This is a genomic window from Achromobacter sp. FW305-C-13, assembly GCF_058783475.1.
This window is the reverse complement of the sequence record NZ_JBYSYN010000001.1, coordinates 1,892,613-1,910,354: the sequence shown is the minus strand read 5'-3', so window position 1 is coordinate 1,910,354 and position 17,742 is coordinate 1,892,613. Positions and strand designations below refer to the sequence as shown.

The following is a 17,742-nucleotide window of genomic DNA, read 5'->3' as shown; positions in this document are numbered from 1 at the left end:
GGCCGCGCACTTGAGCCTGGCCGCAAGCTGCCGCGGCCCGTCAGGCGATGGCGCCGCGTTCGCGCAAGGCCTGGATCTCGGTTTGCGCCAGACCCAGTTCCGCCAGCAGTTCTTCCGTGTGCTCGCCCGGCGTGGGTACGGCGCGGGCCTGCCCCGGCGTGCGCGACAGGCGCGGCGCGGGGGCGGGGCATAGCGTGCCGCCGCTTTCGACGAAGCTGCCGCGCGCCTGGTGATGCGGGTGCCGCGGCGCTTCTTCGAAGTCGAGCACGGGCGCAAAGCAGGCGTCCGTGCCTTCGAGTAGCAAGCACCATTGCTCGCGGGTCTTGCCGGCGATGATGCCCGCCAGCTTGGCGCGCAGCTGCGGCCATTGCGCGCGATCCCATTGCTGCTGGAAATCCGGGTCGTCGATCCCGCAGCGTTCCAGCAACAGGCGGTAGAACTGTGGTTCGATGGCGCCAATGGAGACGTACTTGCCATCGGCGCAGGTGTAGCAGCCGTAGAAGTGGGCGCCGCCATCCAGCATGTTGGACTGGCGCTGGTTGACCCAGCCGCCATTCTGCAGCTTGCCGTGGTAGGCGCTGGCCAGCAGGGAGGCGCCGTCACAGATGGCCGCGTCCACCACCTGGCCCCGGCCAGTGCGTCCGGCTTCAAGCAGGCCGCAAAGAACGCCGAAGGCCAGCATCATGGCGCCGCCGCCCATGTCGCCGACCAGGTGCAGCGGCGGCGCGGGCGGCAGTTCGGCATGGCCCATGGCGTGCAGGGCGCCGGTGATGGCGATGTAGTTCAGATCATGGCCGGCCGACTGCGCCAGCGGACCGTCCTGCCCCCAGCCGGTCATGCGTCCGTACACCAGCCGCGGATTGCGCGCCAGGCATTCGTCGGGCCCCAGGCCCAGCCTTTCCATGACGCCCGGCCGGAACCCTTCGAGCAGGGCGTCGGCCTTGTCCAGCAGCCGCAATACGATATCAGCCGCGCCGGGCTGCTTGAGGTCCAGCGCGATCGTGCGGCGGCCTCTGTCGATGACGGTGCCGCCGCCGCCCAGGAATCCGGGCGTGAGCCGGTCAATGCGAATCACGTCCGCGCCCATGTCCGCCAACATCATGGCGCAGAACGGGCCGGGCCCTATGCCGGCCATTTCCACCACCGTAAATCCGCTCAGAGGACCAGCCATGTCTATCGTCACTCCATGATTGCGTGTTTCAGGACTCGAAGAATTCGGCGCGCGCGTCCAGGATGATCTGGATGTACTTCTCCATGTTGGCGTCCATGCGGTGAGTGGGGCCGACAATGGACAGCGCCGTCAGCTGGCCGCCCACACGGCCCGCGATGCCGACGGCCGACACGCCTTCATTGCCCTCGTCGCGGCTGTTGAAGTAGTGCTTGGCCCGTTGCGATTCGATCTGCGCACGCAAGGTGTCGGGGTTGGTGATGGTGCTGGCCGTGACGTGCTCGAACGGCAGCGTGTCGATGAGTGCATTGCGTTCCGTCGCGTCCATCTCGCCCAGCAAGGCCTTGCCCAGCGCGGCGACCTGCAGGTCGAAGGTGGTGCCGGGCTGCACCACGTAGCGCAAGGCGCGCGGGCTCTCCTGGCTGGCGTAGATCTTCACCTTGTTGCCGTCGAGGAGGCCGCACATGGAGGACTCACCGGACTGGCGCGTCAGGATCTCCAGCGCTTCGGATGCGAAGGCCTGCAGCGGGTCGGCCGCCGAGATGCCTTGCGCCACGTCGAGCAGCCTGCCCGTCGGGTGGAAGTAGCGCGATTTCGGTGTGCGCAGCAGATAGCCGGCCTGGCGCAGCGTGTAGAGCAGGTCCGAGCAGCTGCTGTCGGCCAGATCGAGAAAGCGCGCCATTTCCGAATTCGTCAGGGGACGGCGTTCCCGCGCATAGACTTCGAAGACTTGCAGCACACGTTGCGCGGTAGGGAGAATTTGCGGCATAGGATGTCGGAGTTGAGTGGGGAGCCGGCCGGGGCTTTGGCGTAGCCGGTCATTTCAAGGCGGATATGCCCAATACGCTTTGCGCCATGAGCAAGGCCTGAATCTGGTTGGTGCCTTCGGCAATGCTCAGGTGGCGGGCGTCGCGGTAATAACGCTCGACCGGGAAAAGCGTGGTGTAGCCCGCGCCGCCATGCACTTGCATGGAAAGTTCCGCCACGCGCAGCACGGCGTCGGTGGCGTGGCGCTTGGCCATCGAACATAGCATCTGGCTGTCGGCGGCGTTGCGGTCCAGCGCGTCGGCGGCGCGCCAACACAGCAGGCGCGAGGTCTCGACCAGCGTCATCATGTCGGCGATCATATGCTGCACCAGCTGGAAGCCGCCGATGGGCCGGCCGAACTGGACCCGGTCGCCGGCGTATTTTACCGCTGCCTCGTAGGCGGCCTCGGCAATGCCCAGCGCTGAGAACGCCACCACGCAGCGGCCGATGTTGAGGTATTTCTTGGCCAGCGCAAAGCCCTTGCCCTCGGTGCCGATCAGGTTGGCCGCCGGAATCTCCACGTCTTCGAACAGCAGTTCACCCAGCGGGCAGCTCAGCATGCCCATCTTGTGGATGGGGCTGGACGAAAAGCCCGCCATGGCGCGCTCGAACAGCAGGCAGGAAACGCCGCGCTCGCCATTTTGCCGCTGGGTCTGCACGAACACCACGCCCAGCTCGCACACCGTGCCCAGGCTGATGTAGAGCTTGCGGCCGTTGACTCGCCAGCCGCTCGCGGTTGCGACGGCGCGGGTTTCGACGTTGGCGGCGTCCGAACCGATGTTGGGTTCGCTGAGGGCAAAGCTGGCGATCGCGTCGCCCGACAGGACCCGCGGCAGGTACTTTTCCTTCAGGTAGGGCGAGCCGCCTTCGCTCAGCACCGAGGCGGCGAGATTGCTGGTGCTGACGATGCTGCGCAGCGAAGGCCAGACGCGCGCCAGCTCGGCTATCAGCATGCCGTAGGTCGTCATCGGCAAGCCATAGCCGCCGTCCTTTTCCTGCAGCATGCCGCCCAGCAGGCCGAAGTCGCGCATGGCACGGACCATGTCCTGCGGCACCACGCGGGCTTCGGCTTCGTAGCGGTTGACGATCGGCGCGACTTCGGCGGCCAGGTACCGGCGCAACGAGTCGCGCAATTCGATCTGGGTGGAGTCCAATGAGAAGTCCATGCGTGTCCTAGGCGAGTATGTTCGGGAAGGAGAGTCCAGTGGCGCTCATGGCTGGCGTTGGCCCAGGGCGGGGTCGGCGCCGGGGCGCAAGCCGATCAGCGCGTCCAGCGGCATCGCGCCTTGTCCTTCGGCACCGACCCAGACCGGGTTGAGCTCCATTTCCTGCAAGGCGTCGCGGTGGCTCCAGGCGAAGTCCGATACCCGCAGGATCAGGTCCTCCAGGGCCGTCAGGTCGGCAGGCGCCTGGCCGCGCACGCCGTCCAGCACTTCGGCGTAGCGGATCTCGCCGAGCAGCGCACGCGCGTCGTCTCGCGACAGCGGAATCATCCGGTGTGCCACGTCGCGGATGGTCTCGACGAAGATGCCGCCCAGGCCGAAGGTCAGCACCAGGCCGAAGGCCGGGTCGATGTGCACGCCGACGAGCACCTCGCGGCCGCCTGGTGGCAGCATGCGCTCCACCAGTATGCCGTCGATAGCGGCGTCGGGGTTATGGCGCGCGACGGACTCGTGGATGGCGGCATAGGCATCCCGCGCCGCACTGGCGCTGGCGATGCCCAGCTTGACGCCGCCCGCTTCGGTCTTGTGCGCGATCTGGGCGCTGACCACCTTCATCACTACGGGAAAGCCCAGGCGCTCGGCTTCCTGGGCCGCCTGCGCAGCGCTGGCGACCACCACCCCTTCAGGTATCGGCAGGCCGGCTTCCCGCAGCAGGGATTTGGCGGCGGCTTCGCTAAGCATGCGGACCTTGCCGGCTGCGGCTGCCATTTGTTGGGGAGCGGCGGCGCTCTCGTGCGCGGGCAGCTTCCACGGGATGGCCTTGGACAGGGCCGCGATGGCGTCCGATAGAGACAGGAAGGGCAGGAGGCCGGCCGTCTCCAGCAACTGGAAACCGCCGCCCAGGCGCCGGCTCATCCAGACCGGCACGATCAAGGTGGCGGTTTCGGCCGCCACCGTGGCGATGGCCTGGGCCATGCCGTCGGTGATGGAACCGTAATCCATGGGGATAGGGAACAGGACCGTGCCCACCTGGGGGTCGGCGCATATCGCGCGCAGGCATGCGGCCGAGGCCTCCGGGTTGCGCAGGATGTCGGCGGTGGTGTCGACGGGATTGTCCATGCTGGCGAAATCCGGCAGCAGTTTGCGCAGGGCGGCCTTGGTCTCGGGCGCGAACACTGCCATTGGGAGGCCGGCCGCGCCGGCGATGTCGGCCGCCAGCGCGGCGGTACCGCCCGAGAAGGTATAGATGCACAAGCCGTTGCCGCTCTTGGGCGTGATCTGGGTCAGCAGGCGCGAGGCCGCCAGCAATTGGTCCAGGTCGTCCACCTCAATGGCGCCGAACTGGCGGAACACGGCGCTGTTGACGGCGGCGGTGCCGGCCACCGACGCCGTGTGCGACTGCGCCGCGCGCACCCCGGCTTCCGAGCGCCCCACCTTCAGCACCACCACAGGCTTTCTGCGGGCATGCGCCAGTTCCAGCGCGGCGGTCAGCCGACGGCCGTGCTTGACGCCTTCCATCAGCAGGGCGATTACGCTGATCTTCGGATCGTTCGCCATGTGGGCGATAAAGTCGGGAATTTCCAGGTCCACCTCGTTGCCGGCGGAAAACCACAGGCCCACGCCCTGGCCGAAAGACAGGCCCTGCAGCAGGTTGCGGCCCAGTCCGCCGCCCTGGGTCGCCAGGCCGATCGAGCCTGCGTTCAGATCGTCCTTGAAAGCGGGCGAGAAGGTCATGCCCAGGCGGTCGCGCACATTCACGAAGCCGGGGCAGTTCGGTCCGTAGACGTGCAGGCCGGTGGCCTCGCACAGCTGGGCGATCTCGCGTTCGAGCCGCTGGCCTTCCTCGCCCGCTTCCGAAAAGCCGGATGTCATGACCACGGCGAAGGGTATCCCGCGCGCCGCGCATTGCCGCAAGGCATCCAGCACCAGCGTGGCGTTGATCATGATCAGCGCTACGTCGATCTCGGCCTCGGGCAGGGCGCTGATGGAGGGCCAGCACGGCCGTCCGCCGATTTCCTGGTAGGCCGGGTTGACCGCGTACACCTCGCCGGGCACCGACGAATGCAGTACCAGGTTGTCGTACAGGCGGCGCCCCTGGCTGGATTCGCGGGCGGAAGCGCCGACCACGGCCACGTTGCGCGGATTGATGAAGCGGCTCAGATCTGCAAACGGTTTCATGCTGCACCCTCCATGGACCGCAGAATCATCGCGAAGTCTGCCTGAACCACTACCTCGCCGCGCTGGTTGATGGCTTCGCGTCGGAACACCACCTTGTCCTTGCCTGGGCGGTACTGCCCGGTTTTTTCCGCCACCGTCACCCGCACCACGATGGTGTCGCCGATGAAGGTAGGTTTGGGAAAGCGGCAATGGATGTCGATCAGAGCCAGTACATAAGGTTCCAGCTGACGGTAGCCGCTGGACTGGGTGGTCAGTCCGGACAGCACGGACAGCACCAGCAGGCCGTGGGCGATACGCTGGCCGAAGGGCGTGGCGCTGGCGTATTCGTGGTCGACGTGCAGGCGGTTGAAGTCGCCGGACAGGCAGGCGAAGTTGACGATATCGCTCTCGGTGATGGTGCGGCCGGCTGATTCGAAACGATGGCCGACTTCCAGGGGCTGCTGGACGGGAAGCGGGGGCGGGCAGGCAGGGCTTGCGCTTTGCATGGTTGATCGGATTCCGGAGTGGGGGCGCGGGGAAGGGATATCAGGAAGCGTAGCGGCCGCCGGTCACGTGCAGCAGTTCACCCGTGATGAAAGAGGACCGCTCGGAAGCCAGGAAGGCCACGGCATTGGCGATGTCCTCGACCGCGCCCAGACGCGGCACCGGCTGGCGCGCCAACGCATTGGCGCGCAGCGTGTCATAGGTTGACAGCCCGCGCACCAGCGGCGTTTCGATCAGCCCCGGGGCGATGGCGTTGGCGGTGATGTTGAATTTGCCTTGTTCCAGCGCCAGCGCGCGGGTGAATCCGATCAGCCCGGCTTTGGCGGCCGAATAGTTGGTCTGGCCGGGATTGCCCCAGTGTGCGCGCGAGGCAATGTTGATGACGCGGCCCCACTTCCTTTCCATCATCGAGGGCAGGGCAGCCTTGGTGCAGTAGTAGGCGCCCTTCAGGATGGTGTCCACCACCGAGTCCCAGTCTTCCACCGGCATCTTGAGCAGGTACTTGTCGCGCGTGAAACCGGCGTTGTTGACCAGGATGTCGATGCCGCCGAACGCGTGCGCCGCGAGCTCGGCCATGGTCTGGACTTGATCAGGATCGCAGACGTCCAGCACGGCGCCGATGGCATCGTAGCCCGCCTGTTTCAGGCCGCCAACCGCCTGTTCCACCGATTCGGGGTTGATATCGGTAATGACGATCCGCGCGCCTTCCTGCGCCAGAGCCAGCGCCGAGGCGTAGCCGATGCCGCGGCCGGAGCCCGTGATGACAGCGACTTTACCGGTGAGTTGCAGGTCCATCTCCATTCCCCTTCTGTAGCTGATAGTGCCCGCCGCCCTGGGCCCGAAATCCGATATCTCGGGATAGGCGACGAGCAGGTTCGAATTTATTCCGAGGTTCCGAACAAATATACACACCACCGGAAATATTGACAATTAATATCGGCACGTCGTTATACTGTTCGGCATGTCGGAATAAGATGGCCCGACGTTCCCCTATCTCTAAAAAAAACGGAAGGAGATCGACTCATGGAAATGTTGAAGGGATTGTTGGCCGCGGTACTGAGCCTGACTGCTGTCGGAGCAGCGGGCGCGGCCGACGCTTATCCGGATAAGCCGGTGCGGGTTTATGTGGGCTTCGCGCCGGGCGGCGCCACCGACTTGCTCGCCCGTCTGTATGCCAAGAAGCTGGGGGAGCGTTTCAATCAGACGTTCATCGTGGAAAACCGTCCGGGCGCCGGCGGCAACATCGCGATCCAGGCGCTGACGCAGGCGCCGGCCGATGGCTACATCATCGCGATGGCGGCCAACTATGTGGCTGCCAACGCCGCCATGAAGCGCAACCCCTACGACTGGGAGCGCGATCTGATGCCCATCGGCATGGTGGCGTCCACGCCCAACATCCTCGTGGTGCCGCCCGGCTCCAGCATCCAGGGCGTCGACGACCTGATTCGCAAGGCCAAGGGTGGGGGCAACAAGCTTACCTTCGCGTCGGCCGGCATGGGCTCTTCCATTCATCTGGCCGGCGAATTGTTCAAGGTCATGGCCGGCGTCGACATGACCCACGTGCCCTACAAGGGGGTGAGCCCGGCCGAGGTGGACCTAATGTCGGGCACGGTAGACATGATGTTCGGCAGCGTCTCCACCGCGATCCCGCTGGTGCAGTCCAAGAAGCTGAAGGCGCTGGCGGTGACCGGGCGCGAACGCATGAAGGCGATGCCGGACCTGCCCACCATCGAAGAGGCCGGCCTCAAGGGCTACGACGTGGAAGCGGTGTACTTCATGGCGGCACCCGCCAAGGTGCCGGCACCGGTCTTGAAGAAACTGGCCGACGCCGTCGCTGACATCAACACGCAACCCGATGTGCAGGAGTTCATGGACCGGATCTATGCCCGGCCCCTGACCGGCGGCCCGGAGGAGGCCCGCGCTTTCCTGAAGACCGAAGTGCGGAAGTGGCAGGGCGTGGTCGACGCGACCGGCATGAAGGTGGATTGACGCGCAGTAAGGGATCCGCCCAGCGGAGTCCAGACAGCGGGCGCCACAAGCCCGCGAGACGAAAACTATCAGGAGACAGACATGAACAAACGCAGGCGAGTCGCGCTGGCAGTCCTTGCCGGCCTGATGACTTCATTGGCCTTGCCGCAGATGTCGCGAGCGGCGGAGGGCTACCCGAACAGACCTTTGCGGCTGATCGCGCCCAGTTCGCCGGGCGGCATCCTGGACATCACCAGCCGGATCGTGGGCAAGAAATTGTCTGAACGGCTGGGGCAACCGGTAGTGGTCGAAAACGTGCCCGGCGCGGCCGGCATTCTGGGCATGCAGAGCTTGCTTCGGGCCGAGCCCGACGGGTACACGATGGTCATGGGCAGCAGCGGGCCGAACGCGGTCAATTACACGCTGTACAGCAAGCTGCCGTATGCGATGTCCGACTTCGCGCCGGTGGCGCGCATCATCACCATGCCGAATGCGCTGGTCGTCAACGCCAACGCGCCCGTCAAGACGCTGGCGGAGTTCCGTGACTATGCCCGCGGCAAGCAGGGCAACCTGTCCATGGCGGTGTCGATGATCGGGACCTCCGGACACCTGGGCGGCGAATTGCTGAAGAATCGCCTGGAGTTCACGGCCGTCACCGTGCCGTACAAGGGGGCGGCGCCGGCCACCAACGACCTGGTCGCTGGCCAAGTCGACTTTACGGTCGAGAACGTGATCACCGTGGCGCCGTTGGTCAAGGCCGGCAGGCTGCGGGCGCTGGCCGTCACCACCCGTGAACGCAGCCAGATATTGCCCGACGTGCCGACGCTGGCCGAGCAAGGCTATCCCGATGTGGACGTCGGTGCCTGGCTGGGCGTGCTGGTCGCAGCGCACACGCCGCCGGCCGTGGTGGCGCGCCTGAATACGGAGCTCAATGCAGTCCTGGCCGATGAAGACGTGAAGAAGCAATTGGCGCAGCAGGGCGGCATTCCTCTGGGCGGCACGGCAGCCGAGTTCGACGGCTTCATCCGGTCGGAAAAGGACCGCTGGGAAAAAATCATCAAAGCCGCCGGCATCAAGGCGGAATGACCTGTACGCCGGCGGCGGCAAGGTCGCCGCCGGCATGCTTAGGGAGGCATGATCCATGGCAATCGATTATCAACGCCTGCGCAACTGGAAGTTCGAAGACCGCGTGGACCGCTACACCGAACGCGACTGCATGATCTATGCGCTGGGTCTGGGCTACGGCACTGATCCGGCCAATGAAGACGAGCTGCGCTACGTGCACGAAGAGGGGACGGCCGTGGTGCCGACCTTCCTGGCCACCCTCGGCGCGCCCAACGGTTGGGCAACCGACCCGGCCACCGGCATCGACTGGGTGAAGATCCTGCACGGCGAGCACCGCATGACGTTTCACGCCCCGCTGGCCGCGGCCGGGGCAGTGCGCAGCCAGACCCGCGTCACGCGGGTGGTGGACAAAGGCGCCAGCAAGGGAGCGCTGGTGGTGACGGTGCGCGACATTTCCGACGCCGATAGCGGGGCACCGCTGGCCACGGTGGAGCACGTGTCGTTCTGCCGCGCCGATGGCGGCTTTGGCCAGGGCGACGAGCCGCCGGAGGCGTTGCCGGCCACGCCACAGCGCGAACCCGATCAGGTCGTGTTGCTGTCCACGCTGCCGCAGCAAGCCTTGTTGTACCGCCTGAACGGCGACCTCAATCCGGTGCACGCGCTGCCGCACATGGCGCGCGCCGCCGGTTTCGAGCGGCCCATCCTGCACGGGCTGTGCACCTATGGAATGGCTGCGCGCGCCTTGCTGCAGGCTTGCGCAGCTGCGTCGCCCCAACGGCTGGGTGCGATCGCCGCGCGCTTTTCCGCACCGTTCTTCCCGGGCGAGACGCTGCGCGTGGAAATCTGGCGCGATGGCGACCGCCTGCAATTTCGTGCGCTGGCCGACGAGCGCGGCACAGTGGTGCTGAGCAACGGCGTTGCCCGCCTGGCCAATTGAGCAAACCAGAGGTGAACCATGTCTGCACTTGAAGCCCATGCCCGGGAGATGCCCGATCGCATCGCCTACCGCATGATTCCGTCCGGTATCACGGTGACCTGGCGCGAGCTGGAGCTGCGCAGCCGCAAATGTGCCGCGGCCTTGCTGGATGCCGGCCTGCAGGCCGGCGACGGGATTGCAGTATTCCTGGAGAACCATCCGCGGTTCTTCGAACTGCTGTGGGCCGCGCATCGCGTCGGCCTGTACTACACCACCATCAGCAGGCATCTCAAGCGTGAGGAAGCGCGCTACATCATCGAAAACTGCGACGCGCGCGTGCTGTTCTATTCCGGCTGCACGCAGACCGAAACCGATGTGGACAGCCTGGATGCGCGCGGCGTGCTGCGCGTCTGCATGGACGGCGCGGACGCCGGTGCAATCCAGTACGAGGCCTGGGTCGGCCGCCACGCCGACGACGTGGCGCTGCCGGAAACCCCGGAAGGCACGGACTTCCTCTATTCGTCGGGCACCACCGGCCTGCCCAAGGGAATCAAGCGTCCGCTATCGGTCGCCAACCGCTACTTCCGTGTCGGCGACTCGCCCAGCAGCGCCTGGAAGGCGTTCGATCGCGACACGGTCTATCTGTCCACGGCGCCGTTCTATCACGCGGCCCCGGTGCGCTGGAACATGGCGGCGCTGCGCGCCGGCGGCAGCTGCGTCATGATGGAAAAATTCGATGCGGCCGCGGCGCTGGAGGCCATCGCCGCCTACGGTGTCACGCATTCGCAATGGGTGCCGACCATGTTCATCCGTCTGCTGCGCCTGCCAGAGACAGAGCGCACGCGCCACGACCTGTCCACGCTGCGCTACGCGGTGCATGCGGCCGCACCGTGCCCGGCCGACGTCAAGGAAGCCATGATCGCGTGGTGGGGACCGATCCTGTACGAGTACTACAGCGGCACGGAACTGGTCGGGCGTACGTCGCTGGGTTCCGAGGAATGGCTGGCGCATCGCGGCTCGGTGGGCAGACCGGAGTTCGGCCAGGCGCACATCATGAGCGAGGACGGGCTGACCGAACTGCCGGCGGGCCAGCCCGGGGTCATCTACTTTTCGGGGGGCGGTTCGTTCGAATACCACAAGGATCCGGACAAGACGCGCGGCGCCTACAACACGCGCGGCTGGGCCACCTATGGCGATATCGGCTACCTGGACCAGGACGGCTATCTGTACCTGACCGATCGCCTGTCCAACATGATCGTATCGGGCGGAGTCAACATCTATCCCCAGGAAGCGGAGAACCTGCTTTGCACGCACCCCGCCGTGGCCGATGTGGCGGTCGTGGGCGTGCCGAACGACGAGTTCGGCGAGGAGGTCAAGGCGGTCGTGCAATTGCGTGATCCCGGGGCTGCCAACGCTGACCTGGCGCAGCAGCTGATCGCGTATTGCCGCGAGCGCATCTCGCCCATCAAGTGCCCGAAGAGCGTGGATTTTTCCACCGACATGCCGCGCACCGAGACGGGCAAGCTGCTCAAGCGCCTGGTCAAGCAGCGCTACTGGCCCTAGGAGGCCCTTCATGACAGATCAGGAGGCAGCATGAACCAGCAACGCAAGCTCTTCTCGGCGGACCATGAATTGTTCCGCAACACGGTGGCGCGCTTCATTGCGGACGAGATCACGCCCCATCACTATCAATGGGAACAGGAAGGCCTGGTGCCGCGCGACCTGTGGCGCAAGGCCGGCGCGGCGGGCATCCTGCTGCCTAGCACGCCTGAAGAATACGGCGGCGGCGGCGGGGATTTCCTGCACACCATCATCGTCGTGGAGGAGATCGCCCGCGCGCTGGCTACGGGCGTGACGGGTTTCACCACGCATTCAGACATCGTGGCGCCGTATTTATTGAATTTCGGCACCGAAAGCCAGAAGCGGCGCGATCTGCCCGGCATGGCCCAGGGCGACATCGTGGCGTCTCTCGCGATGACCGAGCCAGGCGCGGGCAGCGACGTCAAGGCGATCCGCACCGCGGCGGCCCGGGCTCAGGGCGGCTACGTCATAAACGGCCAGAAGACCTTTATCACCAACGGCTTCCATGCTGATCGTGTGCTGGTGGTGGCTAAGACGGATCCCGGCGCCGGCTCGCGCGGCATCAGCCTGTTCTGGGTCGATGCCGCGACGCCCGGATTCACGCGCGGGCGGCTGCTGGACAAGGTCGGGCAGAAGGCGCAGGACACGGCCGAACTGTTCTTCCAGGACATGTTCGTGCCGGACGAGGACATGCTGGGAGAACCGGGGCAGGGCTTCGGCTACCTGATGAAGGAGCTGGTGCGCGAACGGCTGATGATCGCGGTGCGCTGCGCCATGGCGCTGGAGAGCGCGCTGCAGTGGACCGTCGACTACACCAAGGAACGCCGTGCCTTCGACAAGGCTTTGATCGACAACCAGTACATCCGCTTCAAGCTGGCCGACATCAAGACCCTGGCCGCCGCCACCCGAGCCTTCGTCGACGGCTGCGTGCAGCAATACCTGGATGGCGAACTCGACGCCGGGGGCGCCGCCATGGCCAAGCTGTGGGCGTCTGAAGCCACCAGCGCCATTGACGATCTGCTGCAGTTCCATGGCGGCTACGGCTACATGCGCGAGTATCCCATCGCCCGCGCCTATACCGACGTGCGGCCCAATCGGATCTATGGCGGCGCCTCGGAAGTGATGCGCGAGCTGATAGCCCGGACGCTTTGAACCCTATTTTTGGACTTCGACAGGAGCAGATTCCTACATGACCAAGCATCTTTCGAAATCGGTCGCCATCGTTGGCGCCGCCGAATCCGACCTCGGGAAAGTGCCCGGGATGACCTCGCTGGACCTGCAGGCGCAGGCGGCGGCCCGCGCCCTGCGCGATGCGGGATTGACTCTCCAGGACGTCGACGGCGTGTTCGCGCACGTGGACGACAAGTTCGCCGGACTGCATCTGGCCGAATATTTGGGCATACGCCCGCGCTACGTGGATTCAACCAGCGTGGGCGGCATGTCCAGCGTCATGCACGTCCGCCACGCCATGGCCGCGATCGAGGCCGGTATGTGCGAGGTGGCGCTGGTGGCCTACGGCAGCACCCAGTTGTCGGACGGAACGCGCAAGGTGGGCGGTACGCCGGAGGACATGCGCATGCCGCGCGGGCAGTTCATCACGCCCTATGGGCAGCTGAGTCCCATCGGCTACTACGCGATGGTGGCGCAGCTGCACATGCAGCGCTACGGCACCACCCACAAGGACCTGGCCGAAGTGGCGGTAGCGGCGCGAAAATGGGCGCAGCTCAATCCCAAGGCCTACCGGCGCGAGGAAACCTCGATCGAAGAAGTCATGGCTTCCAAGATGATTGCCGATCCTTTGCGCCAGCGCGACTGCTGCCTGGTGACCGACGCCGGCGGCGCGGTCATCGTCACGTCCGCCGCGCGCGCTCGTACGCTCAAGCGCCCACCGGTCTACGTGATGGGCATTGCCGAATCCTTCTCGCATCATTACACGCCCTTCAATACCGCGGACTGGTTGGACACCAATGTGGCGCAGACGGCGGACGCCGCGCTGGAGATGGCCGGCGTCACGCGGGCGGACATCGACGTGGTGCAGATCTACGACCACTTCACCATCGGCGTGATCCAGTCGCTGGAGGAGCTGGGCTTCTGCAAGCGCGGCGAGGGCGGGGCCTTCGTGGCGGACGGACGCCTGGCGCCCGGAGGCGACTTCCCCATCAATACCTCGGGCGGCGGCCTGTCCTACAACCATCCCGGCCAGTTCGGCATGCTGCTGCTGCTCGAGGCCGTGCATCAGTTGCGCAAGGAATGCGGCGAGCGCCAGCTGCCCAAGGCCGAACTGGCTCTGGTCCATGCGCCCGGGCTGGTTTTTTCCTGCAACACCACCCTGATTCTCGGAGTCTGACCATGGACCACGTTCAACGCCCGCTGCCGCAACCGACCCGGATCACCCAGCCCTACTGGGATGCAGCGAAGGAAGGCCGCCTGGTCATCCAGCAATGCGGCTGCTGCAACGCGCGCCAGTTCTATCCGCGCGAGTTCTGCACGGCCTGCCTGTCGGACAGCATCGAGTGGATCGAGTCCGCAGGCCAGGGAACCGTCTACACCTACACCATCAACCGGCGCCCGAGCAATGCGGCCCTGAGTGAAAAAGTGCCGTACGTCGTGGCCATGATCGACCTGGATGAGGGCGTGCGCATGATGGCCAACATCATCGATAGTCCGCCCGAGGCGGTCCGGATAGGAAGCCGTGTGTGCGTGTGCTTCGAGCAGGCCTCTCCCGAGATTGCCTTGCCGCAGTTCCGGTTGGAATAACTCAAGGCACGGCGGCGGCGGGAGCTGCCTGCCGCTGCGCCAGCGACCGCGGCATCCATACTCAAAACTGCGTATGTACCGGCTACAACCCATTCACTAAGCTGGTTTGATATTCCCTATACAACGGGGGATCTGCCAGGTTCTACGCAATCCAGCGCTTCCTGGTTCGACGCTCGAACGCCATGTTTCGCGGCGTGTTTTGTTGCGTCCATGATCTGGAGAAGCTCAATGGATATCAAGCATGCGTCCTCCACCGCCAGCCTTTCTCCCTTCGAACTAAAAGACGAACTCATCACCCTGGCCGGCAGCGTCACCAACCGGCTGATGCTCAATGCAGGGAGAGGGAATCCCAATTTTGTGGCTACGGTCCCCCGTCATGGATTCTGGCAGTTGGGCCTGTTTGCCATGACTGAATCCGAGCGATCATTCTCCTATCTGGCCGAAGGGGTAGGGGGCTTTCCCAGACGCGAGGGGATTGAAGAGCGCTTCGATCTGTTCACTCGCAGCCATCATGATGTTCCCGGCGTAAAGTTTCTTTCCGGGGCGGTGTCGTTCGTGCGGGACCAACTGGGCCTTGATGGAGGCGACTTCATCTACGAGATGTGTCAGGGCATTCTCGCGTGCAGCTATCCCGTGCCGGACCGCATGCTACGGCTTAGCGAAAAGATCGTGAAACAGTACATCCGCAGGGAGATGATTGGGGGCCACCCGTTTGCCGGGGACTTCGACCTCTATGCCGTGGAAGGCGGAACTGCGGCCATGACCTATCTTTTTAATTCGATGAAGATCAATCATCTGCTTCAGGCAGGCGACGTCATCGCGCTGGGCAAGCCTATCTTTACACCCTATATCGAAATTCCCGAGTTGGCCGAGTTTGGCCTGGCGGAACTGTCGATCGACGCCGATCCAGCCAATGGCTGGCAGTATTCAAAAGCTGAGCTCGACAAGCTGCGTGATCCCAAGGTCAAGGCGTTCTTTTTGGTGAATCCCAGCAATCCACCGTCCGTGAAGGTCAGTGACGAAAGCCTCCGGTATCTCGCCGATATCGTCAAGGATCGTCCCGACCTCATCATCCTGACCGACGACGTCTACGGGACATTCGCCGACAACTTTGTCTCTCTTTTCGCGCTATGCCCGCGCAATACGCTGCTGGTCTATTCCTACTCCAAATATTTTGGCGCTACGGGCTGGCGCTTGGGCGTAATTGCCGCGCATAAATCTAATCTCTTCGATGAAAAGATCGCGCAACTCGGGCAGACGGAAAAAGACGGATTGAATGCGCGCTATGCATCGATCACGACCGCTCCCGAGAAGTTGCTGTTCATCGACCGGATCGTCGCCGACAGCCGCACCGTGGCCCTCAATCACACTGCTGGCCTATCGACGCCCCAACAAGTGCAGATGGTGCTGTTTTCGCTGTTTTCGCTTATGGATACCGCGGACCATTACAAGGCAGCCATGAAGCGGCTGATTCGAGGGCGCAAGGCCGCGCTGTATCGCGGCATGGGAGCTGCACCCGACGCGGTAGACGAGAACGTCGTCGATTACTACACGCTGCTCGACGTGGAGCAGATGAGCCGCGAGGTCGGTCCGGAATTCGTCAAATGGTTGCTGGCCAATATCAAGCCCCACGAACTGTTGTTCCGGCTGGCCGAAGAAGCAGGCGTGGTGCTGCTGCCGGGCAAAGGGTTCGGGACGGTGCATCCTTCTGGCCGTGTTTCGCTGGCGAATTTGAACGAACAGGATTACGTGAAAATCGGCCAGTGCGTGCGCAACCTGCGCGATGAGTATCTGGAGCGATATCGCGCGCTGGGCAGCAAGGGCGGCAAGGGCAGCAAGGGCGGCAAGGACAACGGCAAGGCTCCTGATGCCACCACGAGTACCAAGACAATCTAGAAGCCACTTAGCGCGCGCACACGCCGTGCGCTCGCCAATGCATGGTCTCTATCAAGGAGCCGGCCATGACCTGGTTCGTTTCTACACTTAAAGCCTATCCCGAGATTGCCATCTTCCTGGCCTTGGGCATCGGGTATTGGGTTGGCGGCAAGAGCTTCAAGGGCTTCAGCCTGGGCGCCGTCACCGCCACCTTGCTGGTCGCCATCGGCATCGGCGTTCTGGGGGTCAAGATATCGCCGAATGTGAAGTCGGTGTTCTTTCTGATGTTCCTGTTTGCGGTGGGATACGGCGTCGGGCCGCAGTTCGTGCGCGGCATCGCCAAGGATGGTTTGCCGCAGGCGCTTTTCGCTGTCGTCATGGCGTTGCTGTCCCTGGGTTCAGCGGTGGTTGCCGCGATGCTTGCCGGATACGATATCGGATCCGCTGCGGGCCTGTTTGCCGGATCCCAGACGATTTCGGCCTCGATGGGCCTGGCAACCGATGCCATCAATCGGCTGGGCCGCACGCCCGAGGAAACCCAAGCGCTTTTGGACGCCATGCCCATCGCCTATGCCGTGACGTATATCTTCGGCACGGTCGGCTCCGCCATCATTCTGGCGCAGATCGGTCCGAAGCTGCTGGGCATCGATCTGGTCGGAGCCTGCAAGGAGTATGAAGCGATGCTGGGCGCGGGCCGAGGCGGGGAGGGCGCGACCGAATGGCACGATTTCGAGGTTCGAGCCTATTCGATCGCGGCGCAGAGCCCCTTCATCGGCAGGGCCATCGGAGACATCGAGGCCGGCACCCAGGACGGCGTGCGCGCCTTTGTGGAAAGGGTGCGCCGCGGCGGGACCATCATGGAAGTGGACCGGACCACCCTTATCGAAGCCGGTGACATCGTCGCCATCGGCGGTAAGCGGGATCAACTGATCGCCCGGCTGGGGCCAAGTGGTCGCGAAGTTGAAGATGCCGAACTGCTCAATATGCAGACTGAAGGCGTCGACATTTACGTGTCGAACAAGAAGGTGGATGGCAAGACGCTGGAGGAACTCTCGCGTTGGCCGGGCGCTCGCGGCGTGTTTCTGAAGCACATTCGGCGCGGACCGACCGAAACGTCCATACCCGTCCTTCCAAAATCCAAACTGTATCGCGGCGACGTCATCACGGTGGTCGGCCGTACGCAGGATATCAACGCCACAGCCAAGGAAGTGGGGTACGTGGATCGGCCCACCAATGTCACCGACGTTGCGTTCGTCTCGCTTGCCATCACGATCGGCGCCTTGGTCGGCGCATTCGTCATCAACATCAGTGGGATTCCGGTGACGCTGTCCACTGCGGGCGGAGCGCTCATCGCCGGCATCGTGTTCGGATGGTTTCGCGGCATTCGCCCGACCTTTGGCCGGATTCCGGAACCCACGCTGTGGTTCATGAACTCCGTCGGGCTGAACGTGTTCATTGCCGTGGTGGGGATCTCTGCCGGACCAGGATTCGTCGTCGGCTTGCAGAAGCTGGGCATCAGTCTGTTCCTTTGGGGCATCTTCGCCACGACCGTTCCGCTCATCGTCGGCATGCTGCTCGCCAAGTTTGTCTTCCGCTTTCATCCTGCGCTGATCCTCGGCATTTGTGCCGGATCCCGCACCACGACGGCCGCGCTCGGCATGGTGTGCGAAGCGGCCAAGAGCCAGGTGCCAGGGCTGGGCTACACGGTCACCTACGCCGTGGGCAACACCTTGCTCACGATCTGGGGGATGGTCGTCATCATGCTGCTGGCTTAAAGCCGC

15 protein-coding genes are annotated in these 17,742 nt (G+C 64.4%); 9 read left to right on the top strand and 6 right to left on the bottom strand.

Annotation, left to right across the window (positions count from 1 at the left end; translation table 11 throughout):
- Window positions 1-40: 40 nt before the first annotated feature.
- The 6 genes from AC3WMU_RS08520 to fabG are packed head-to-tail and all read right to left on the bottom strand — an operon-like array spanning window position 41 to window position 6,594.
- On the bottom strand, window positions 41-1,171 hold the full coding sequence (locus AC3WMU_RS08520) for a CaiB/BaiF CoA transferase family protein (RefSeq protein WP_035212581.1): 1,131 nt from the start codon (window positions 1,169-1,171) through the stop codon (window positions 41-43).
- 28 nt (window positions 1,172-1,199) lie between these two features.
- A complete protein-coding gene (locus AC3WMU_RS08515; RefSeq protein ID WP_088588255.1) occupies window positions 1,200-1,937 on the bottom strand; it encodes an IclR family transcriptional regulator in 738 nt (245 codons plus the stop codon).
- 49 nt (window positions 1,938-1,986) lie between these two features.
- Window positions 1,987-3,141 carry an acyl-CoA dehydrogenase family protein gene (locus tag AC3WMU_RS08510; RefSeq protein WP_424625980.1) on the bottom strand — a complete coding sequence of 385 codons (1,155 nt, stop codon included), beginning with the start codon at window positions 3,139-3,141 and terminating at the stop codon, window positions 1,987-1,989.
- Window positions 3,142-3,186: 45 nt separating this feature from the next.
- A complete protein-coding gene (locus AC3WMU_RS08505) occupies window positions 3,187-5,316 on the bottom strand; it encodes an acetate--CoA ligase family protein (protein WP_492282180.1) in 2,130 nt (709 codons plus the stop codon).
- Window positions 5,313-5,801, bottom strand: coding sequence for a MaoC/PaaZ C-terminal domain-containing protein (locus AC3WMU_RS08500; RefSeq protein WP_424625978.1), 489 nt, complete (start codon window positions 5,799-5,801; stop codon window positions 5,313-5,315). Before AC3WMU_RS08500 ends, AC3WMU_RS08505 begins: the two co-directional genes overlap by 4 nt.
- A 40-nt stretch (window positions 5,802-5,841) precedes the next feature.
- Window positions 5,842-6,594 (bottom strand): 3-oxoacyl-ACP reductase FabG, encoded by a 753-nt coding sequence (fabG, locus tag AC3WMU_RS08495; RefSeq protein ID WP_424625977.1) that lies wholly within the window; start codon window positions 6,592-6,594, stop codon window positions 5,842-5,844.
- A gap of 228 nt (window positions 6,595-6,822) precedes the next feature.
- Between fabG and AC3WMU_RS08490 the strand changes: the two genes are divergently transcribed.
- The 9 genes from AC3WMU_RS08490 (at window position 6,823) to aspT (ending at window position 17,736) form a co-directional block, all read left to right on the top strand.
- The gene (locus tag AC3WMU_RS08490; RefSeq protein ID WP_424625976.1) at window positions 6,823-7,788 is read left to right on the top strand and encodes a tripartite tricarboxylate transporter substrate binding protein; all 966 of its coding nucleotides are present in this window, start codon (window positions 6,823-6,825) and stop codon (window positions 7,786-7,788) included.
- A gap of 81 nt (window positions 7,789-7,869) precedes the next feature.
- Complete coding sequence (locus tag AC3WMU_RS08485) at window positions 7,870-8,853, top strand: Bug family tripartite tricarboxylate transporter substrate binding protein (protein ID WP_424625975.1); 984 nt, start codon at window positions 7,870-7,872, stop codon at window positions 8,851-8,853.
- 55 nt (window positions 8,854-8,908) lie between these two features.
- Entirely contained in the window at window positions 8,909-9,769 is an 861-nt protein-coding gene (locus AC3WMU_RS08480; RefSeq protein WP_424625974.1) for a MaoC/PaaZ C-terminal domain-containing protein, read from the top strand.
- 18 nt (window positions 9,770-9,787) lie between these two features.
- Window positions 9,788-11,311: an AMP-binding protein gene (locus AC3WMU_RS08475; RefSeq protein ID WP_424625973.1), complete on the top strand. Its 1,524-nt coding sequence runs from the start codon at window positions 9,788-9,790 to the stop codon at window positions 11,309-11,311.
- A 30-nt stretch (window positions 11,312-11,341) separates the two neighbouring features.
- Window positions 11,342-12,481 (top strand): acyl-CoA dehydrogenase family protein, encoded by a 1,140-nt coding sequence (locus tag AC3WMU_RS08470; protein ID WP_424625972.1) that lies wholly within the window; start codon window positions 11,342-11,344, stop codon window positions 12,479-12,481.
- Window positions 12,482-12,518: 37 nt separating this feature from the next.
- Entirely contained in the window at window positions 12,519-13,676 is a 1,158-nt protein-coding gene (locus tag AC3WMU_RS08465; protein WP_006223307.1) for an acetyl-CoA acetyltransferase, read from the top strand.
- Window positions 13,677-13,678: 2 nt separating this feature from the next.
- Window positions 13,679-14,086, top strand: coding sequence for a Zn-ribbon domain-containing OB-fold protein (locus AC3WMU_RS08460; protein ID WP_492282179.1), 408 nt, complete (start codon window positions 13,679-13,681; stop codon window positions 14,084-14,086).
- Window positions 14,087-14,314: 228 nt separating this feature from the next.
- Window positions 14,315-15,982, top strand: a complete 1,668-nt coding sequence (locus AC3WMU_RS08455; protein ID WP_492282178.1) for a bifunctional aspartate transaminase/aspartate 4-decarboxylase — start codon at window positions 14,315-14,317, stop codon at window positions 15,980-15,982.
- 65 nt (window positions 15,983-16,047) lie between these two features.
- On the top strand, window positions 16,048-17,736 hold the full coding sequence (gene aspT / locus AC3WMU_RS08450) for an aspartate-alanine antiporter (RefSeq protein WP_006223304.1): 1,689 nt from the start codon (window positions 16,048-16,050) through the stop codon (window positions 17,734-17,736).
- Window positions 17,737-17,742: the final 6 nt, after the last annotated feature.